The sequence below is a fragment of the Proteiniphilum sp. genome, assembly GCF_034331125.1.
GTDB lineage: Bacteria > Bacteroidota > Bacteroidia > Bacteroidales > Dysgonomonadaceae > Proteiniphilum > Proteiniphilum saccharofermentans.
This window is the reverse complement of the sequence record NZ_JAXQGC010000012.1, coordinates 1-17,932: the sequence shown is the minus strand read 5'-3', so window position 1 is coordinate 17,932 and position 17,932 is coordinate 1. Positions and strand designations below refer to the sequence as shown.

General features: G+C 42.3%; 21 protein-coding genes and 1 tRNA gene. 12 read left to right on the top strand and 10 right to left on the bottom strand.

Features of this window, described 5'->3' with window-relative positions; translation table 11 throughout:
- Positions 1-109: 109 nt before the first annotated feature.
- Positions 110-520 carry a hypothetical protein gene (locus U2P89_RS03690; RefSeq protein WP_019537925.1) on the top strand — a complete coding sequence of 137 codons (411 nt, stop codon included), beginning with the start codon at positions 110-112 and terminating at the stop codon, positions 518-520.
- 86 nt (positions 521-606) lie between these two features.
- On the opposite strand, the gene U2P89_RS03685 is transcribed toward U2P89_RS03690, so the two are convergent.
- The gene (locus U2P89_RS03685) at positions 607-1,083 is read right to left on the bottom strand and encodes an Lrp/AsnC family transcriptional regulator (RefSeq protein WP_019537926.1); all 477 of its coding nucleotides are present in this window, start codon (positions 1,081-1,083) and stop codon (positions 607-609) included.
- Positions 1,084-1,106: 23 nt separating this feature from the next.
- Entirely contained in the window at positions 1,107-2,348 is a 1,242-nt protein-coding gene (locus tag U2P89_RS03680; RefSeq protein WP_091905640.1) for a DUF1015 domain-containing protein, read from the bottom strand.
- A 180-nt stretch (positions 2,349-2,528) separates the two neighbouring features.
- On the opposite strand from U2P89_RS03680, the gene U2P89_RS03675 reads away from it, so the two are divergent.
- The gene (locus U2P89_RS03675) at positions 2,529-3,029 is read left to right on the top strand and encodes a DMP19 family protein (RefSeq protein ID WP_322190658.1); all 501 of its coding nucleotides are present in this window, start codon (positions 2,529-2,531) and stop codon (positions 3,027-3,029) included.
- Between the two features lie 180 nt (positions 3,030-3,209).
- Here U2P89_RS03675 and U2P89_RS03670 read toward each other — a convergent pair.
- Positions 3,210-3,284 (bottom strand) — tRNA-Pro (locus tag U2P89_RS03670).
- 127 nt (positions 3,285-3,411) lie between these two features.
- Here U2P89_RS03670 and aspS point away from each other — a divergent pair.
- Positions 3,412-5,169, top strand: coding sequence for an aspartate--tRNA ligase (gene aspS, locus U2P89_RS03665; RefSeq protein WP_322190657.1), 1,758 nt, complete (start codon positions 3,412-3,414; stop codon positions 5,167-5,169).
- A 30-nt stretch (positions 5,170-5,199) separates the two neighbouring features.
- Here the strand turns inward: aspS and U2P89_RS03660 are convergent, their stop codons facing one another.
- Complete coding sequence (locus U2P89_RS03660; RefSeq protein ID WP_322190655.1) at positions 5,200-6,522, bottom strand: Gfo/Idh/MocA family oxidoreductase; 1,323 nt, start codon at positions 6,520-6,522, stop codon at positions 5,200-5,202.
- A 113-nt stretch (positions 6,523-6,635) separates the two neighbouring features.
- The gene (locus U2P89_RS03655) at positions 6,636-7,301 is read right to left on the bottom strand and encodes a Crp/Fnr family transcriptional regulator (protein WP_322190654.1); all 666 of its coding nucleotides are present in this window, start codon (positions 7,299-7,301) and stop codon (positions 6,636-6,638) included.
- Positions 7,302-7,402: 101 nt separating this feature from the next.
- Between U2P89_RS03655 and hcp the strand changes: the two genes are divergently transcribed.
- From hcp to U2P89_RS03625, 6 genes are all read left to right on the top strand, one after another.
- On the top strand, positions 7,403-9,118 hold the full coding sequence (gene hcp / locus U2P89_RS03650; protein ID WP_416188610.1) for a hydroxylamine reductase: 1,716 nt from the start codon (positions 7,403-7,405) through the stop codon (positions 9,116-9,118).
- A gap of 127 nt (positions 9,119-9,245) precedes the next feature.
- Entirely contained in the window at positions 9,246-9,560 is a 315-nt protein-coding gene (locus U2P89_RS03645) for a type II toxin-antitoxin system RelE/ParE family toxin (protein ID WP_091905657.1), read from the top strand.
- 10 nt (positions 9,561-9,570) lie between these two features.
- Positions 9,571-9,894: a HigA family addiction module antitoxin gene (locus U2P89_RS03640; protein WP_091905659.1), complete on the top strand. Its 324-nt coding sequence runs from the start codon at positions 9,571-9,573 to the stop codon at positions 9,892-9,894.
- Between the two features lie 566 nt (positions 9,895-10,460).
- Complete coding sequence (locus U2P89_RS03635) at positions 10,461-10,790, top strand: cupin domain-containing protein (protein WP_019537948.1); 330 nt, start codon at positions 10,461-10,463, stop codon at positions 10,788-10,790.
- A 36-nt stretch (positions 10,791-10,826) separates the two neighbouring features.
- The gene (locus U2P89_RS03630) at positions 10,827-12,062 is read left to right on the top strand and encodes a DUF438 domain-containing protein (RefSeq protein ID WP_322190653.1); all 1,236 of its coding nucleotides are present in this window, start codon (positions 10,827-10,829) and stop codon (positions 12,060-12,062) included.
- Positions 12,049-12,576 carry a DUF1858 domain-containing protein gene (locus tag U2P89_RS03625; RefSeq protein WP_091905665.1) on the top strand — a complete coding sequence of 176 codons (528 nt, stop codon included), beginning with the start codon at positions 12,049-12,051 and terminating at the stop codon, positions 12,574-12,576. The genes U2P89_RS03630 and U2P89_RS03625 overlap by 14 nt, the downstream gene beginning before the upstream one ends.
- 68 nt (positions 12,577-12,644) lie before the next feature.
- On the opposite strand, the gene U2P89_RS03620 is transcribed toward U2P89_RS03625, so the two are convergent.
- The 5 genes from U2P89_RS03620 to U2P89_RS03600 form a co-directional block, all read right to left on the bottom strand.
- The gene (locus U2P89_RS03620; protein WP_076931148.1) at positions 12,645-12,866 is read right to left on the bottom strand and encodes a hypothetical protein; all 222 of its coding nucleotides are present in this window, start codon (positions 12,864-12,866) and stop codon (positions 12,645-12,647) included.
- A gap of 110 nt (positions 12,867-12,976) precedes the next feature.
- The gene (locus U2P89_RS03615; protein WP_091905672.1) at positions 12,977-13,447 is read right to left on the bottom strand and encodes a DNA-processing protein DprA; all 471 of its coding nucleotides are present in this window, start codon (positions 13,445-13,447) and stop codon (positions 12,977-12,979) included.
- 7 nt (positions 13,448-13,454) lie between these two features.
- Entirely contained in the window at positions 13,455-14,447 is a 993-nt protein-coding gene (locus U2P89_RS03610; RefSeq protein ID WP_322190651.1) for a type II toxin-antitoxin system antitoxin SocA domain-containing protein, read from the bottom strand.
- 12 nt (positions 14,448-14,459) lie between these two features.
- Positions 14,460-14,807, bottom strand: a complete 348-nt coding sequence (locus tag U2P89_RS03605; protein WP_322190650.1) for a type II toxin-antitoxin system MqsR family toxin — start codon at positions 14,805-14,807, stop codon at positions 14,460-14,462.
- Positions 14,808-15,066: 259 nt separating this feature from the next.
- Positions 15,067-15,966, bottom strand: coding sequence for an SNF2-related protein (locus U2P89_RS03600; protein WP_322190649.1), 900 nt, complete (start codon positions 15,964-15,966; stop codon positions 15,067-15,069).
- A gap of 148 nt (positions 15,967-16,114) precedes the next feature.
- Between U2P89_RS03600 and U2P89_RS03595 the strand changes: the two genes are divergently transcribed.
- From U2P89_RS03595 to U2P89_RS15230, 3 genes are all read left to right on the top strand, one after another.
- Positions 16,115-16,906 (top strand): SDR family oxidoreductase, encoded by a 792-nt coding sequence (locus U2P89_RS03595; RefSeq protein ID WP_322190660.1) that lies wholly within the window; start codon positions 16,115-16,117, stop codon positions 16,904-16,906.
- Between the two features lie 14 nt (positions 16,907-16,920).
- Positions 16,921-17,556, top strand: a complete 636-nt coding sequence (locus tag U2P89_RS03590; protein ID WP_322190648.1) for an NAD(P)-dependent oxidoreductase — start codon at positions 16,921-16,923, stop codon at positions 17,554-17,556.
- A 146-nt stretch (positions 17,557-17,702) separates the two neighbouring features.
- Positions 17,703-17,873 (top strand): DsbA family oxidoreductase, encoded by a 171-nt coding sequence (locus U2P89_RS15230; RefSeq protein ID WP_416188609.1) that lies wholly within the window; start codon positions 17,703-17,705, stop codon positions 17,871-17,873.
- The last annotated feature ends 59 nt before the right edge of the window (positions 17,874-17,932 follow it).

Sequence of the window (17,932 nt, the reverse complement as noted above, 5' to 3'; positions counted from 1 at the left end):
TTAAATTTTACTAACTTTACCATGTAGTAGGTGTAGTAATTTTTGAATCACTGCAAATATAGATGATAATTTTCAACAAACAAGGAATAACGAAGATAATTTTACCTAAATGAAGAGCATTTTATATAGAATCCAGCAAATTGCCGATTATGAAAATATAAAAATAACGGCTCTGGAGAGAAAAATAGGAGCCAGTAAGGGCGTTTTATCACGAGCCATTAACAATGGCACCGATATACAAGCGAAATGGATTCAACTGATAGTTGAAAATTATCCCCGATATAATACAGAGTGGCTGATCACGGGAAGAGGTGAAATGTTAAGATCAGCACCTCTCCGGGAAGAAGAAATATCAGATAAAACAGTCAACAGGTTAATAGAGGAGATAAAACAACTGGTTACAGAGAATACAATGCTGAAAATAGAGAATAAAACGTTAATGGATCAAAATGACCAATTGATAGAAAAACTCAATAGCGGGAGTACACTCTATAATTTCCCAAGTATTACCAAGCCATAACTCCCGCAATGACAATCTCAAGTGCCATCAAGTCCTTCTACCTATAAGTAAGACGGTGTAAGAATAAAATTATTTATCAAAGAAAATCACGCCTCTTTTTCAATAAACTGAATAGGCAATTTTTTCCGGAATCCTTCTTTAAAACAGATCAATGTCTCGGTTCTTGACAAACCAAGAGGTTGTAACTCGGTGTGGATGATGCGCAACAGATCTTTGTTGTTTTTCGCGAACACTTTGATTAAAACATCATATTGCCCGGTAGTATAATAACACTCCACCACTTCAGGTATTTTTTCCAATTCTTTTACAACATATTCAAAAGTCGAGGGAGAAGTAAGGAATATCCCCACATAAGCGCAGGTCTCATAACCGATCTTTTCGGCATCCAGAAGGAACTCCGAGCCTTTGATCACTCCTAATCCGGTAAGTTTTTGTACCCGTTGATGGATAGCCGCACCCGAAACACCACATGCCCGTGCTACCTCCAGAAAAGGGATACGTGCATTATCCACTATCATCCTGAGGATTTTTTCATCCAGTTCGTCTAATTCATGATGTGCCATAGATCGTTTTAAATTGAATATTATTAGTGTAATTGATGTATTACCAGTCCCGAGCGCAATTTCGGTTCAAACCATGTAGTTTTGGGAGGCATGATATTACCCGTATCGGCAATATCCATTAACTGTTTCATTGAGACAGGATATAAAGCGATGGCAAGCGCCATTTCCCCGGTGTCTACCCGTTTCTTCAGTTCTCCCAGGCCACGGATACCGCCCACGAAGTCGATCCGTTTATCACTACGAAGATCTTTGATACCCAATATCTCATCCAGTATCAGGTTGGAAGTAATGGTCACGTCGAGTTGACCGATAGGGTCATTATCGTCGTATGTACCGGGTTTTGCGGTTACGCTAAACGAACGTCCGTCAAGATAGATAGAAAATTGATGGAGGTTTTGCGGTCTTTGTATCTCCGATCCGGTAGGCTCCACAACGAAGTTTTTCTCTAATTTTTTTATGAATTCATCGGGGGTGAGTCCGTTGAGATCTTTCACCACCCGGTTATAATCAATAATGGTAAGTTGACTGTCGGGGAAGCAAACTGCCATAAAATAATTGTACTCCTCATCACCTATGTGGTTGGGATTGTTCTTTGCTTTCTCGGCGCCCACCAGCGCTGCAGCGGCAGAACGATGATGACCGTCGGCAATATACATTGCCGGAACGGCTTCGAATATCTCCGTGACCCGACGGATAGTTTCCTCATCCGGTATCAACCAGAAGTGATGCCCTACCCCGTCGGTCGATACGAAATCATATTCAGGTTCACGGGCCGTAATTTTATCCACGATCTCATTCAAATTCTTATTGTCAGGATAGGCAAAGAAAACAGGTTCCATATTGGCATCGGTCACCCGCACATGCTTCATGCGATCCTCTTCCTTATCGCGACGTGTCAACTCATGTCTCTTGATTTTCCCGGTCATGTAATCCTCTACATAAGCTCCCACCACCAAACCGTACTGGGTTTTGCCATTCATTGTCTGTGCATACACATAATACATCTCTTCATCGTCCTGCACGAGCCACCCGTTATCCCGGAACAGCTTCAGATTTTCGGCGGCTTTTTCATATACATCTGCATCATGCTCGTCCTTTCCTACGGGGAAATCGATCTCCGGTTTGATGATACGATACAGTGATTTCTCATTTCCCTCGGCCTCTTTACGGGCCTCTTCTGAATTCAGCACATCATAGGGACGTGATGCCACCTCTTTTACCAGTGATTTCGGCGGGCGAATACCCTTAAAAGGTTTTACTTTCATCTTAGGTTTATTCTTAAAAGATTATTGCGCAAATATAGCTATTTTCTCCCGAATAAAGGGACAACACAAAGCCATTTAAGAAAAAACCGTTACATTTGTCGTGGGGAAACAGGTGTACGACACAAACAGGTTTAACTCCTGCATAATAAGCTTCTCGCACAACAATTAAACAAGGGTCACATGATACAGATTCACGAAAACAAACTTATTGAGGCTGCTGAAAAAGGGATGGACGAATTTCTGAAAGTATTTACCGATGCTTATCTTGAAGCATTGGACGGGGATATCACAGCAGAAAATATGGATCGTCTGAACGGGTATCAGCACACACTGCTGGCACTTCGTTTCTTTACCGAAGAAGTGAATGAAGGCGGATTCGTACAGCTCATCCAGAATGGCTACGGAGGGTATATTTTTGATAATCCGGTCGCAAAAGCATTGAAACAGATGGGCGCAAAAGGATTTTCAAAGATACTCTATAAGGCCAAAGAAATATACGACGCCCATCGTACGGAACTGGAACAGGAAACGACGGAGGAAGAATTCATGGCGATGTATACCGACTTTGAACAGTTCGATGAATTGGAGGAGAAGTTCTTCTATATAGAAGAGGAAGAGATCTCCATTATCGCGCAATATGTGGATGAGAATCTGGAAGATTTTGCGGAGATCGTGAAATAACCTATTTTGCAAAAACGAGTGAAACTTATATAAAAAAGTCGATGATCCTATTTTATACACGAGCCCGTGGCCTTGACACCCACAAAGATAGCATATTCCCGGAACTCACTGGCATTTATATACAAAAAAAGCCTTGATAACCAACATTTACATATTGATTATCAAGGCTTTTTAATTTCGTCGGGGTGGCGGGATTCGAACTCGCGACCCCCTGCTCCCAAAGCAGGTACACTAACCGGACTGTGCTACACCCCGAAATCGGATGCAAAAGTACAACTATTTTCCGATTATATAAAGAACTATCCGGTTTTTTTGCTTTACCGCATGATTCACGCGAGAATTGTGTAAATTTGCAGTCCAATATATCAAACGATAATATCTTATGTACAGAAGCAATACATGCGGCGAACTCCGGTTGGCCGACGTAGAGAAAGAGGTTACTTTAGCCGGATGGGTATCCAAAATCCGTAAGATGGGGGGAATGACCTTCCTTGACCTGCGCGACAGGTATGGCATCACACAGTTGTCATTCAACCAGGAACTGGATCAGGATCTCTGCGACCAGGCCAACAAGCTGGGACGTGAATGGGTGATCCAGATTACTGGTACCGTCAAGGAACGCACTAGCAAGAACCCTCATATTCCTACCGGGGACATCGAGATCATCGTCTCGACTCTGACTGTACTAAATGCTTCCAAAACACCTCCCTTCACTATCGAGACCGACACCGACGGAGGGGATGAATTACGGATGAAATACCGTTACCTGGATCTGCGTCGTAATGTGATAAGGCAGAACCTGGAACTACGTCATAAGATGGCTTTCGAGACACGCCGGTACCTCGACGAGAGAGGATTCCTGGAAGTGGAAACACCGGTACTGATCGGGTCCACCCCCGAAGGAGCACGCGACTTTATTGTTCCTTCCCGCATGAATCCGGGTGAATTCTACGCGCTGCCGCAATCTCCACAATTGTTCAAGCAGTTGCTGATGGTATCGGGATTCGACCGCTATTTCCAGATTGTGAAATGCTTCCGTGATGAGGACCTGAGAGCCGACCGTCAGCCGGAATTCACCCAGATCGACTGTGAAATGTCATTCGTCAACCAGGAAGATGTATTACAAACCTTTGAAGGATTGACAAAACACCTGTTCAAATCGATCAAAAACATCGAAATACCCGATTTTCCCCGTATAAGTTATGCTGACGCCATGCGGCTGTACGGGTCGGACAAACCGGATACCCGATTCGGAATGACATTTACGGAGATAAAAGATATTACCGTCGGGCGTGAATTCGGAGTATTTGATTCGGCAGAATATGTAGGTGCCATTTGTGCAAGGGGATGTGCTTCTTACACACGCAAGCAACTGGACGAATTGACCGATTTCGTAAAACGCCCCCAGATCGGAGCTAAAGGATTGATCTACCTGCGGTATAATGAAGACGGTTCGTTGAAATCTTCTGTCGATAAATTCTACACCGAAGAGGATCTCAAAAAATGGGCGGAACGATGCAATGCCCAACCGGGTGACCTTATACTGATTCTGGGTGGAGAGACTGAAAAAACGCAGAAACAATTATGCGAATTGCGACTAGAAATGGGCACCCGTCTGGGATTGAGAGACAAAAACAACTACAAATGCCTGTGGGTGACAGATTTCCCATTATTGGAGAAAGATGAAGAGTTGAATCGCTTCTTCGCAAAGCATCATCCATTCACTTCTCCTAAACCGGAAGATATACCGCTGCTCGACACCGATCCCGGTGCTGTTCGTGCCAATGCTTACGATATGGTGATCAACGGTGTGGAAATAGGTGGCGGCTCCATCCGTATTCATGACAGCGGATTGCAAAAGAAGATGTTCTCCGTACTCGGATTTACAGAAGAACGGGCGCAGGAGCAATTCGGATTTCTGATGAATGCTTTCCAATACGGTGCTCCTCCGCATGGCGGGATTGCTTTCGGGTTGGACAGGTTTGTTTCCGTCTTTGCCGGACTGGATAGTATCCGCGATTGCATTGCCTTCCCGAAAAATAATGCCGGACGCGATATGATGATCGATGCTCCCTCCCGTGTAGAGCAGGAACAGTTAGACGAACTGGGTATCATACTGTCACAAAAAAAGCTGCCTTAAGCAGCTTTTTTTGGTTTAGTCATCTTCGCATTAAAGGATATATCCTTCATTATAGGTTTTATTGAACAACCTGTTCGCATCTGCCTCGGGATCATCTACAAACTTCTCTGCTGCCGGATCCCATTTAACGGGGCGCCCCAGGTCGTAGGCAATATTTCCCAACGTACAAACCGTACAGGAACGGTGTCCTATTTCCACAGGAACTACCGGATCGGTATTTGTTTTCACCGATTCAATAAAATTCACGAGATGAGGGATCTTTGTCTCGTAAGCACCTTCTGTATTTTCCGCTACAGGGGGCAGCAAACTGTCATCAGAAGCCTTGAAATGGCCTCTCGACACCTCGATCCATCCTTTATCACCCCAGAATTTGACTCCCTTGGTCTGTTTTTCGTCGAACGGTTCCTCGGTCATCACCACCCCGTTGGCATATTTGTAAGTCAGGTATTTGGTATCCTCATATCCTGCCGGAATAATCTCCACGGGGCCGCTTCCGTCCATTCCAAGTCCCCATTGGGCGATATCGAACATATGTGCACCCCAGTCGGTAGTAAAACCTCCACCCAATTCCTTATACCAGCGCCATGCGCCCCAGAACTGTTCATTCTGTTCGGGGTCGAGCGAAATAGGAGGGTTCAACTGGGAATTATAATGCACGTACTCTGACGGGCCTAACCACAACGGCCAGTTCAAATCTGCCGGCACGGGCTCTTCAGGCAGGTCGTAAGGTGTAGGAGGAGCGCCTACATAAGCATTTACCTTCTCAATTTTCCCGATTTTCCCTTCCTGTACCATCTTTACAGCATGTTGGAAATTGGCATCGGAACGCTGTTGGCTGCCTACACCTAAAATCACCCCGTTGTCACGCACCGCTTTCGTTAACATTTGCCCCTCTTTAATAGTAAATGTCAACGGTTTTTCCAGATAAACATTCTTTTTCGCATTACAAGCCTCAATAGCCATAAATGCATGCCAGTGGTCGGGTGTAGCAATTACCACAGCGTCGATATCCTCGCGGGCAATCAGTTCTTTGTAGTTTTCATATACCTCTACGGCTACTTCCGACTGGTTTTCTGTATAGTGCTTGTTCACTCGTAGCAGAAAACGCTCCCTCTTGATACCATACACATCACTTCCGGCCACCACTTGTACTCCCGGTATCCCGATAAAACCGTTCAACAGATACATTGCTTGCTGCCCGAGCCCAATAAAACCCAGACGAATAATTCCATCATCCGCTCCCGTACCCTTGTTTTGTTTACATGATGCGAGAAACTGCGGAAAGACTGCTACTCCAACCGCACCAACAGCGGCTGTTTTGATAAATTTCCTTCTTGTTAGTTGATTACTCATGACTTTTAGATTAATAGAAAGTAAATATTTTTTCTTTTCTCATGCAAATATATACTTTTATTATCAATCATCTTGTTTTTAACAAAGGAATCTATGAAAATTAAAAAAGTGCTTTAACCCAGTTCCTCCAGTTTTCTCCTGTCCAGCACTTTCAATTCTCTCTTATAAAGGGAAATCATTCCTTCCCTGATCATTTCTCCCAGGGTACGGGCCAGTGAAGGGCGTTGTACGCCAAAGTACTCAGCCAACTGGGTTTGGGTACGCCTTAATATAAAAGAATTGTACTGGGGAGTTGTATTTTCCAATATATAAAGGGATAATTTTCCTTTCAGGCTTTTGATAGACATCATCTGCACCTTTTTAGAAAGAAATACGGTCATATTGGAGTTGACCTTCATAAAATTGGTCATCAACGTTTCATTCTGCATCATCTCCTTCATCCACATCGATTTGGGGATCAGATAAAAAGTGCTTTTCTCGGCAGTGATCACATCTACCGGATAACGGTTCTCAGTGGCAACCAGAAAAGCAGGAGCAAGCGGCCTGACCGGTTCAATGAACTCAATTTCCAAGACATTTCCCTCTTTGGTCACCATTTCGGTACGCACCAGGCCTCCCATCAGCAGATAAAGGAATTGGACCTGGTCACCCTGCCGAACTACATAATTGCCTTTATCGACTTCCCTCACTTCGGATACAGAACGCTCCAATATCCCATCTATCTCCTCTTTGGACAAATGAAGGAAAAGGGGACAGGAAAATATATTGTAATCAGCCATAACTATTTCATCATTTTGATACAAAATTAGATGATTTTCTTTTGTAAACCGCATAGGAGGATAAAATCCGGCAGGGTGTAACCACGGTTACACTTTTTGTCATGATGGGCCGATACCTTTGCAGTAAACAATTACACAAATCAATCTTACGAAATAATATGGAAAAAATGTTTTGCTATCAGTGTCAGGAGACGAGTAAGAACGAAGGTTGCACCATACAGGGTGTTTGCGGGAAAACAGCCGATGTGGCCAACCTGCAGGACCTGTTGATGTTCCTTTGTAAAGGCATCTCCCACTACACTGTTCGCTTAAGGAAGTTGGGGATTGAGATTCCCCAGATCAACAAGTTCATTACCGATAGTCTCTTCATGACCATCACCAATGCCAATTTCGACAAAAGCCGGTTTATCACACGTATCTTAATGGCTTATGAAATGCGGAATGCCGCTGAAGAGCGGTTACTCTCCGCAGGGGGGAGTAGGGCCGGAATTACTTTTGACGGAGCCTTCTGGAGAGGAGACACTGAAGAAGAGATGGCAGAGAAAGCAGTGGAGACAACCATTCTCACTACCGAAAATGAAGATATCCGTTCACTCCGTGAATTGACTATATACGGATTAAAAGGGATGGCTGCCTATGCCGAACATGCATTTAACCTGGGTTATGAAGAGAATGAGATTTACGGTTTTATGCAGCGGGCACTGGTAGATGTGACCAACGATTCACTCAATGCGGAAGAGCTGACAGGATTAGTCCTGGAAACCGGTAAATACGGCGTGCAGGTGATGGCCTTGTTAGACAAGGCCAACACTTCGAGCTACGGTCATCCGGAAATCACGAAAGTCAGTTTAGGCGTCCGTAACAACCCCGGCATTTTGATTAGCGGGCACGATATGAAAGATATGGAGGAGTTGCTGAAACAAACAGAAGGAACCGGTGTGGATGTATATACCCATAGTGAAATGCTACCGGCCAATTACTATCCGGCATTCAAGAAATACAGCCATTTTGTAGGTAATTACGGTAGTTCATGGTGGCATCAGATTGAAGATTTTGAAAATTTCAATGGCCCGATCCTTTTCACTACCAACTGTATCGTACCTCCCAGAAAAAACTCCACTTACGGAGATAGGGTGTATACTACAGGGGCTTCCGGATTCGAAGGATTCAAACATATTGAAGACCGTAAGGACGGACAGCCCAAAGATTTTTCCGCGCTGGTCGAACATGCGAAAAGGTGTGCTCCTCCCACAGAGATGGAAAGCGGAGAGATCATCGGCGGATTTGCCCACAACCAGGTCATTGCACTGGCTGATAAAGTGGTAAACGCCGTAAGAACAGGTGCTATCCGTAAATTCTTCGTGATGGGCGGTTGCGACGGGCGTTTAAAAGGACGCAACTATTATACCGAATTTGCAGAGAAACTACCCAAAGATACGGTAATCCTTACCGCCGGATGCGCGAAATACCGTTATAACAAACTGCCGTTGGGTGATATCAATGGCATACCACGTGTATTGGATGCCGGACAATGTAACGACAGCTACTCGTTGGTAAAGATTGCATTGGCGTTGAAAGAAGCTTTCGGGCTCGATGACCTGAACGATCTTCCCATCGCCTACAATATCGCATGGTATGAACAGAAAGCAGTGATCGTACTGCTGGCGCTTCTTTCACTCGGAGTGAAAAATATCCATTTAGGCCCCACCTTGCCTGCATTTCTCTCGCCAAATGTGGTCAACGTATTGGTCAACAATTTCGGGATAGCAGGTATCACCACTGTGGATGAAGATATGAAAGTATTGTTAAATGCGTGATAATAAGGCAAAGTTGACTGTAAAAAAACCGGCTCCTAACAAAGCCGGTTTTTTCTAATAAATTTATTCACATATTCGTGAATTCAAAAATTATTGATTAACTTTGTATCATTAAAGAGCGAAAAAGGTGAAGATTATTTTCGAAAAGGAGTATCTGGAAGAGTTGTACACTACAGGAAAAGCAACATCGAAAAAATATCGTTTTCAGCCTGAAGTGATCCGTAAATACATCGAGACTGTGGATAAACTTCGTGCCGCTAATCGAATCGAAGATCTATTTATTATCCGGAGTTTACATTACGAAAAGCTTATAGGAGATAAAAAAGGGCTAGAGAGTGTTCGTATCACACTACAATATCGTCTGGAATTTATATCATCCTTCTCAGAAATCGAAAGTATTACCATTTGTTCGTTAGTAGACATTAGCAAACATTATCAATAAAAGAAACATTATGAACACAGTATTACCAAAATATCCCACCCATCCAGGAACTCTCATTAAGGAAGAACTCATTGAAATGGGTAATACTACACAGAAAGAACTCGCCTCATCTTTAGGTATTACTCCATCTTATCTGAGCGAGGTGATTAATGGGAAACGTGCAATCAATGCATCTTTAGCTATCGGATTAGAAGAAGTATTTGGTATTTCCGCTGAATATTGGTTACGTTTTCAAGCGCAATACGATCTTGATATATTACGCATTTCCCGCATAAATAAGCCAATAACAAAAAAATCCGATCAACTTTTCTATGAAAAGGAATTTACTGTTTGAAATCAATCATCCATGGAAATTTTTGAAAAATATTCATATTATTAATCTCCAACCCTATAAATAAAGAAAATACACTATAAATCAATCCATTAACACAAATGAAATCTATCAAAATAATATCAAATTTAAAATTATCCCACAAAGGACTTGAATGCGAAGATAATTGTGGAAAATACCGGGAAATAGGTTTATTACAGGGTTCAATGGATGGTGCTTGTGCTGTACGGATTGAATGGAAAAATAGTTTCCGATCAGGAGAATAGGGGCAGAAATCCTGATAATAAACTCATTCAACTGAAAACATTAAAGTTTACTAAAACAAGAGTTATGTAACTTCGGTTACAATTTATACTAGTTCTAAATAGTATTTTTGTAGACAGCATGAGGTATTTTCTTTAAGGCCAACGCATATAAACCGGTTTCTTTCAATATATGCAGCAGTCTGGAAATATTCTGCTCTAATAAAAACATAACTATTCTGTTAAGCCAAATGAGCAGAGCCAAGCTTGCTTGAGCTATGCCATGGCGAAGAATAGTCTAACTTTAGTGAACTAAAAATAACGATTATGGCAACATACGAAAAATCAAAAGTCATCGCCCTCGAAGAATCGATAGATTACGCTTCCGGCGGGGTAGTCAGCAAACAAGTCACCAAAAACAAAGTAGGGAATATCACTCTCTTCTCTTTCGATAAAGACCAGGGGCTGACCGAACATACCGCAAACTACGACGCTTTTGTACAGATACTGGACGGAGAAGCTGAAATACGGATTGGCGGTGTACCGCATCTTCTGAAAAAAGGAGATTGCATCATCATGCCGGCTAATATACCCCATGCTCTGACAGCCGTTGAGCGCTTCAAGATGTTGCTGACTATGATCCGCGGAGAAGAATAAAAGGGTAGAAACTGACCGGTAAAATAAACTTTATATATGAGCGAATTCATCAATAACTCAACGCAGCGCAAAGAGATGCTGCGTCATCTCCTTCTCAGGCTGCACGAAGGGGACAATCCCGAAATATTGCGCCAACGGCTGATTGAAGTGCTGAAAAGCATTCCCTACCACGAAGTAGTGGAGGTAGAGCAGGAACTGATCAACAGCAATGCACTTACCGAAGAAGAGATCCTGGACTTCTGTGACCTGCATACGGCCGTACTCGACGGAAGTATCGACCTGCAAGGGGCAAAACAGATACCTCCCGGACATCCGGTAGATACTTTCAAGAAAGAGAATATTGCTATCCGTCAACAGATCAAAGCCTACGAGGAGGTAAAGAAAAAGATTGCGGATATCACCGATGCACAAGTGACGGGATATGTACTTCAACTGCGTACCATCTTCAACAACTTCTCCGATATCGACAAGCATTACAAACGGAAGGAGTATCAACTTTTCCCGTTCTTGGAAAAACATCTGATTACCGGCCCTCCCAAAGTGATGTGGGGCAAGCATGATGAGACGCGTGAACTGCTGAAAAATTCGCACGAAGCACTCGCATCACCCATTTCCGGGGCGGAAGAATTAAAATCGATCGTACAGTTGGTGCTTGACCATACGGTAGAAATGATTGCCGGGATGATCATGAAGGAAGAGGAGATCCTCCTGCCAATGTCGATGGATACGCTTACAGAAGATGAGTGGTACAAGATATATCAGGAAACACCTGAATTCGGTTATTGCCTGATCGATCCGGAGGATGAATGGGCGCCGGGCGGTATGAAAGTAGAAAAACAGGAGTTTGTGACGGCCGATGCTATCCGACTATCTTCAGGAGCATTCAATCTGGAAGAGTTAGAGGCATTGTTCCTGCACCTTCCCATCGACATCACCTTTGTAGATAAGAACGACAAGGTACGTTTCTTCTCGCACAGTCCCAACCGCGTTTTCGAACGCAACCGGTCCATCATTGGCCGCGATGTACGGATGTGCCACCCGCCCGGCAGTGTACATATAGTGGAGCAGATACTCACCGATTTCAGAAGCGGGAAAGAGAACAAGGCTGTTTTCTGGATGTCGAATTTTCAGGGACGTTTTATTTACATCGAATATTCTGCCGTCCGCGGGAAAGAAGGTGAATACCTCGGTGTAGTGGAGGTGACACAGGATATCACCACCATGCGAAAGCTGGAAGGCGACCAACGGTTATTATCGTATGAGCAGAGATAGAATAGATATCACACCCGATACAAAGGTCGCGGAATTACTGAAGAATTATCCCGAACTGGAAGGGACGATTCTTCAGTTTTCACCCGCCTTTGCGGCACTAAAAAACCCGGTGTTGCGCAGAACAGTGGCAAAAGTGACTTCGCTGCAGCAAGCCGCCAAAGTTGGCAACATCAATGTAGTGGATATGGTGAACACATTACGAAAAGAAATAGGAATACCCGAACTGGGAGAAAATTTTTGTCCTGAAGGAGAAGAGACTTCCGTTCCTTTTTCACAGGAAGTCCCCGAAACGCTTGTTACATTTACCCTGGATGTACGTCCGGTCATTGAAGCAGGTAATCATCCCAAAGATTTGGTTGTTGCACAGGCTGAGAAGTTGTTGCCCGGCGAATGTATGGAGTTGATCTCGCCTTTTCCTCCGGTTCCATTGATCAACCTACTGCAAAATAAGGGATTCAAGGTCACCATGCTTGCGCCGGAAAAGGGCATAGTAAGAACGTTCGTGAAGAGGTAATATTTTATTCAGCAAGATAATCTCGCAGTTCTGATATCTTATTCACAACTGTATCAGATACAATGACGTCACGCATTATCGTAATGTGCCTTAAGTTGCCGTTTTACTTCACCTACAAATTCATCGACAGTAATTGCCCCTTCAGCAATAGCCTTATCCCAAGCACTTTCTCTTTTTGTATTTTCTCTCTTATGAGCAGTTATACTAACTCCTGCAAGCGAATTTAGATAATCCAGTGTCTTTTTCACTTCTGGAGTTTCTTCGTCTATCTTTATTATCAATGTAGTCATACCATTATCTTTATTTTAGCCCCAAGGATATCCGGTATAAAATAAAGATTAATATCTCACAAATCCAAATTTAAAACTATAAATCTTTGAAATAGAACTAAACAACGTATCTAACTTATTATCTCTACGTGCTTACCATTGGCTTTGGCATCGAGATACAAGCGGTATAGGCTTCCTTTTTCGTCTAACGACCCAAAGACCACTTTATCTGCCATCTCAATGATATAATTATTTCGGGTAAAACAATTCTGTTGGGATTGACGTTTTATTGTCTGCGAAACAGGAGAGATAAGCAGAAGTCGATTCTCTTTTAAAGGATTTTGCAAAAGATCGGGGATTTGTTTGTAAAGCGCCCTCCCCATAACCAGTATGATGGGTTGCTTTCCTTTAAGTAGAAAGGTTAAGACATCTTTCTCCAAAGGAGAATGGAACCCGCTAATAATACATGTACCTTTGTCCCGTTCCTGCGTGGCCCAATCGTAGCATTTCAGTACGGCAGTCGGGGAAATTTTCCTGCTGCTCAAAAAGGCTGTTTTAGGTAATTTCAGCAAATCTTTATTTCCAAGAAAGGACAAATCCATGGCAATACTAATTCTTTAACTCAAATGCATACAAATAGTCAATTGGTTGATGCGGATTATCCGCATTCTGCTGCCAAGCAGTCTCTTTGTGGCTTAAATCAACCATTTCCTGGGTAGAGAGATCTTTGAATTTGTCATTAATACTTTGCAGCATTTCCAGTTCCTGCTGTTGGAACAAATTATCATTGAATTCTCTTGCAGGAAGATACTTTTCCCCCACTCCCCCATCCGGGAATGTCTTGTTATGCACTTTCAACAGTTCCATTTTTGCCAGATGCTCAAATATACTATTAAAATTATCCGGAACAGGCCCCATATCAATCGCGTAATACTCCGCTCCACTTATGGATACACCATATTCTTTGAAAAAGGTAAAATCCGCGTAAAACAATAATTTATTCAATTTCGTTTTCCACGGTCGTTGATGGGTGCAGAAATAGATAATCATTTCCACAAATTTCTCAAAATCCGGTTTGCCAAATCCGGTGAACCGACTTCGCCGTTTGCCGTCGAAAAGATAGTTTCTGACCACTGTCTCTTCCTTATCAGCCTTATTAATCAATCTCCCCGCATTGTGTCTTGCTTTTTCTATGGCACTACCCTCCAATGCGTGGGAAAGATCAATCATATCGAGAAATTTTCTCGGGTCGGCAGCCATCTGTATCAACCGGGCATTGGCTTGTGTGGGCACCTCTCCCGCTTCATATTGCCGGTATGTGTTGTCTCCGAATCCCAAAACATGCGACATCTTTATTGCCGACAGATCATATTTTTCCCGTATGGATTTTATCTCATCGGGATAGGGAATATTATATTTCTCCCTATATTGATTGATGACCTGACTGTAATTCAATTGTGCGAAATGTTCATCCTCGAACTCTTCACCCGTATCTTCACACTTCCAGGAATGAAAACAAATCTTGAAGATTTCTTTCCGGAATGTCATCTCACGCCATTCCTTCCGGACGACCATTTCTTTCTCTGTAAACGGACTTAACATTGTTATTCGACTTTAATTTTTAAAAGGATAAATGATGGGATACTCCGCTTTATGGAATGAGATACATATTACGTTTCTTTTCGTGACAGATATTTTTATATACACTTCAATACCTTTTACCATTTTCCCGAAAGCCACCATTTCGTATTGCTCCTGATAGACTCCTTCTTCTATTCTGTAGAAATCTTCAGCCTTCAATTGCAAAATTACTTCCTTCCGCTTATCCGGAGGTATATCCAAATCAAGCAATGCTTGCGCATTCTTTTCCCGCTGGTTCAGGAACATAAAGGTTATCAAACCGCAAGCTTCTTTGGTCCTGATTTCGTCCAAGAACTTTTCAATGTCTTGTTTGATTGTCATTATGGTAACGCAAAGATAAGGTAAAACATTCAAATAAACAACTAAAAAGTCAATATTTCATATTTATAAACACATATTCTCAACTAATAAATCAATATTATCACAAAATATTTCTCATTCAATTATATCAATTTTTAACCCGAGATTTAATTGTTTGGATATTTTCTCCAGTTGCTGTCGCTTGGTAATAGTGGCGGAATGAGTTACTACCAGCCAGCCACCGGATATCTCATGCTGATTATAAAAATCATCTTTTCGCTTAGAGACTAAGTTCGTCCGTAAAGCTGCTCTCATCCCCAATAGGTAATGGCAACTTATTTTCAATAGCATAAATATAAATGGCATTGCGTAAAATATGCCTATAGAGTGATATAAGATAAGATATTCCACTACTATCTAATCGTTTAAAAAAATTCGTCCGGCAAAATCCCATCATCCGTTGCCCGGCACGACTCAAATTCTCAATAATTGTATTTTCAGATTCGGTCAATTCCGGTAATTTATCACTTAAATAATGAATGAGTCCATAACGGGGAAGCCTTAGTTCGCCCATTCTATCCATTACCTCTTCGGAATAAAGGCTTTCAAATTGATCTCCTTTTTTTGTAGGAAAACTTATCGATTTGGGAAGCCGTTCAGGAAAATAAGATCTGGAGCCATCACGAAATTCCAAATACTTTTTATTATTCTCATCCCGCTTTGCATAGTTGTCTTTGATAAAGGTGCGTGTTCTTCTTATCAGGAACAGACGCATCAATTCCCGCCAGTCATCTGGTTCATCACTTCTTTCAAACGCCTTGATACTACGAATATAATCCTCGTGATGCTTTGAAAACTCCCTTTCGCCCCCAATACTTCTAATATATTGCTCCGGCTGGATACCCAAATCGGTATCATCTTTCAAAAACAATTTCAGTTGATTTCCCAAATCGGTAAAATCCATATTGTAAGGTGTAGCCGTAAGCATCAGCACCTTACAACCCTGCAATGCTATTAACCGTTTAATATTCTGATAACGTTTTCCCTGGCTGTTTCTCAAGTTATGGCTCTCATCGATTATTATCAAATCGTAATGACGCACATTGTTTTCATCGATAGGTTTAGATATGGAATGTATATCTGCTTTCAAATCATATTTAATAACATATTTTTTCCACATCTCTTGCAAGTTGGCCGGACACAGAATCAATGTGGAACATGAGCTGTTTAGCTCATATACTTAGCTATGGCACAGGCAGTTATAGTTTTACCCAAACCAACCACATCTCCAATCATAGCACCCTCTCTCCGTTCAAGATACCAATCAAATTTCGGTATTGGTAAGAGATGAAAACAAAGCAGCCGATTTAAAAGCAAGAGGCATCAATATCGTCAAAGGAAATTATGACGATTATGCTTCACTTGTGGCAGCATTTGAAGGCGTTGAAAAATTAGTGTTTGTGTCGGGCAACGATGTTGTAAACCGACTGCCACAACACGAAAACGTAATAAAAGCTGCAAAAGAAGCGGGAGTAAAACACGTCGTATATACAAGTTCGGAGCGCAAAAACGAAACCGCAACATCTCCCATTGCCATTATTACGGAAGCCCACGTCAAAACAGAAAAATGGTTGGAAGAAAGTGGTCTGCAATACACTTTTTTGAAAAACACATTGTATATGGACTTAGTACCTTCCCTTGTTGATAAAGTATTGGAAACAGGGACGGTTTACTATCCCGCGGGCAAGGGCAAAGCTGCATTGGTGCTACGCACAGAAATGGCGGAAGCCACCGCTAACGTATTGATCACAGAAGGACACGAAGGAAAGTCGTACAGCATTAGCAACGTAGAAAATTATTCATTCCAAGATGTTGCCGACATCATTTCGGAAATTTCGGGCAGAAAAATTATTTATGTTTCACCCACAGTTGAAGAATATACAGCAACGTTGGCAAATGCAGGGATTCCTGCGGCTCATAGCAGCATATTTGCAGGTATGGCATCAGCACAGGCACAAGAAGAATTTGCAAACACAAGCAACGACCTTGAAAAACTCTTGGGCAGAAAACCAATGTCCTTGCAAGAATATTTGCGACCCATTTATGCAAACAACAATTAAGATTTAATACAAAAATGAACATCACAGTCTTTGGCGGAACAGGAGTAACAGGGCTTTTGCTCATTAAAAAAGCGTTGGAAAGCGGATATACAGTTACTGCTTATGTAAGAACGCCGTCTAAAATTTCCATTCAACACAGTAAGCTTAAAATTGTAGAAGGCGAACTGACGGAACTTGATAAATTGGAAGAAGTAATAAACAACGCTGACGTTGTAATCAGCACCTTAGGTCCGACGCGGGAAACGAAAGACCTTGCCCTTGCAGACGGAGTGAAAAACATTACCGAGGCAATGAAAAACAAGGGCGTTAAACGCCTGATAGCAATCACTACAACGAATTTCAAAGATGGCAACGATAAATTCCAGCTCGGTTTTTCATTGGGGGTATCTATGGTAAAACTGTTTTTCAGGCACAGCTATGACAATGTTGTTTTAATAGGAAAGCATATTTCGGAAAGTAATTTGGATTGGACGCTTGTGCGGATTCCGACGTTGAGCAACAAGCCCGCAAGCGGAAAAATTAACGCGGGGTACACGGGCGACGGAACCATAAAAGTGCTTTGGCTAACACGGGCGGATTTAGCCGATTTTTTACTGCAACAAATGGACGATAAAAAATGGCTGCGCAAAGCGCCCGCAATAAGCAACTGATAAAAAGCATTATGAAATTAAAATCCATTTCCCTGATTTCGTTGGTAATGATATGCCTGACTTCTTGCGGACAGTCCATAAGTAGTCAAGTCAATACGAATAAGTAGCAGAAAATAATTCAATCAAAAAATACAACGGAAAGCAAAATGAAAATAGAAATTTGGAGTGATTTAGTCTGCCCGATGTGCTACATCGGAAAACGAAAATTTGAAACGGCATTAGCCCAATTTCAATTTAAGAATTTTGTGCAGATTGAATGGAAAAGTTCAGAATTCAGTTTCACAGATTTGAGGAAGACAGTCCTTTACATCCATTAATCAAAAATAATCCGCACATTGCTTTCAAGGTCGAAAATCTAATGACAGCAATTCAAGGT

Excerpts from the sequence above, each read along its gene's own strand:
- U2P89_RS03690 (WP_019537925.1), top strand. The coding sequence starts at position 110 with ATGAAGAGCATTTTATATAGAATCCAGCAAATTGCCGATTATGAAAAT.
- U2P89_RS03685 (WP_019537926.1), bottom strand. The coding sequence starts at position 1,083 with ATGGCACATCATGAATTAGACGAACTGGATGAAAAAATCCTCAGGATG.
- U2P89_RS03680 (WP_091905640.1), bottom strand. The coding sequence starts at position 2,348 with ATGAAAGTAAAACCTTTTAAGGGTATTCGCCCGCCGAAATCACTGGTA.
- U2P89_RS03675 (WP_322190658.1), top strand. The coding sequence starts at position 2,529 with ATGATACAGATTCACGAAAACAAACTTATTGAGGCTGCTGAAAAAGGG.
- aspS (WP_322190657.1), top strand. The coding sequence starts at position 3,412 with ATGTACAGAAGCAATACATGCGGCGAACTCCGGTTGGCCGACGTAGAG.
- U2P89_RS03660 (WP_322190655.1), bottom strand. The coding sequence starts at position 6,522 with ATGAGTAATCAACTAACAAGAAGGAAATTTATCAAAACAGCCGCTGTT.
- U2P89_RS03655 (WP_322190654.1), bottom strand. The coding sequence starts at position 7,301 with ATGGCTGATTACAATATATTTTCCTGTCCCCTTTTCCTTCATTTGTCC.
- hcp (WP_416188610.1), top strand. The coding sequence starts at position 7,403 with ATGATGGGCCGATACCTTTGCAGTAAACAATTACACAAATCAATCTTA.
- U2P89_RS03640 (WP_091905659.1), top strand. The coding sequence starts at position 9,571 with ATGAACACAGTATTACCAAAATATCCCACCCATCCAGGAACTCTCATT.
- U2P89_RS03635 (WP_019537948.1), top strand. The coding sequence starts at position 10,461 with ATGGCAACATACGAAAAATCAAAAGTCATCGCCCTCGAAGAATCGATA.
- U2P89_RS03630 (WP_322190653.1), top strand. The coding sequence starts at position 10,827 with ATGAGCGAATTCATCAATAACTCAACGCAGCGCAAAGAGATGCTGCGT.
- U2P89_RS03625 (WP_091905665.1), top strand. The coding sequence starts at position 12,049 with ATGAGCAGAGATAGAATAGATATCACACCCGATACAAAGGTCGCGGAA.
- U2P89_RS03620 (WP_076931148.1), bottom strand. The coding sequence starts at position 12,866 with ATGACTACATTGATAATAAAGATAGACGAAGAAACTCCAGAAGTGAAA.
- U2P89_RS03615 (WP_091905672.1), bottom strand. The coding sequence starts at position 13,447 with ATGGATTTGTCCTTTCTTGGAAATAAAGATTTGCTGAAATTACCTAAA.
- U2P89_RS03610 (WP_322190651.1), bottom strand. The coding sequence starts at position 14,447 with ATGTTAAGTCCGTTTACAGAGAAAGAAATGGTCGTCCGGAAGGAATGG.
- U2P89_RS03605 (WP_322190650.1), bottom strand. The coding sequence starts at position 14,807 with ATGACAATCAAACAAGACATTGAAAAGTTCTTGGACGAAATCAGGACC.
- U2P89_RS03600 (WP_322190649.1), bottom strand. The coding sequence starts at position 15,966 with ATGTGGAAAAAATATGTTATTAAATATGATTTGAAAGCAGATATACAT.
- U2P89_RS03590 (WP_322190648.1), top strand. The coding sequence starts at position 16,921 with ATGAACATCACAGTCTTTGGCGGAACAGGAGTAACAGGGCTTTTGCTC.
- U2P89_RS15230 (WP_416188609.1), top strand. The coding sequence starts at position 17,703 with ATGAAAATAGAAATTTGGAGTGATTTAGTCTGCCCGATGTGCTACATC.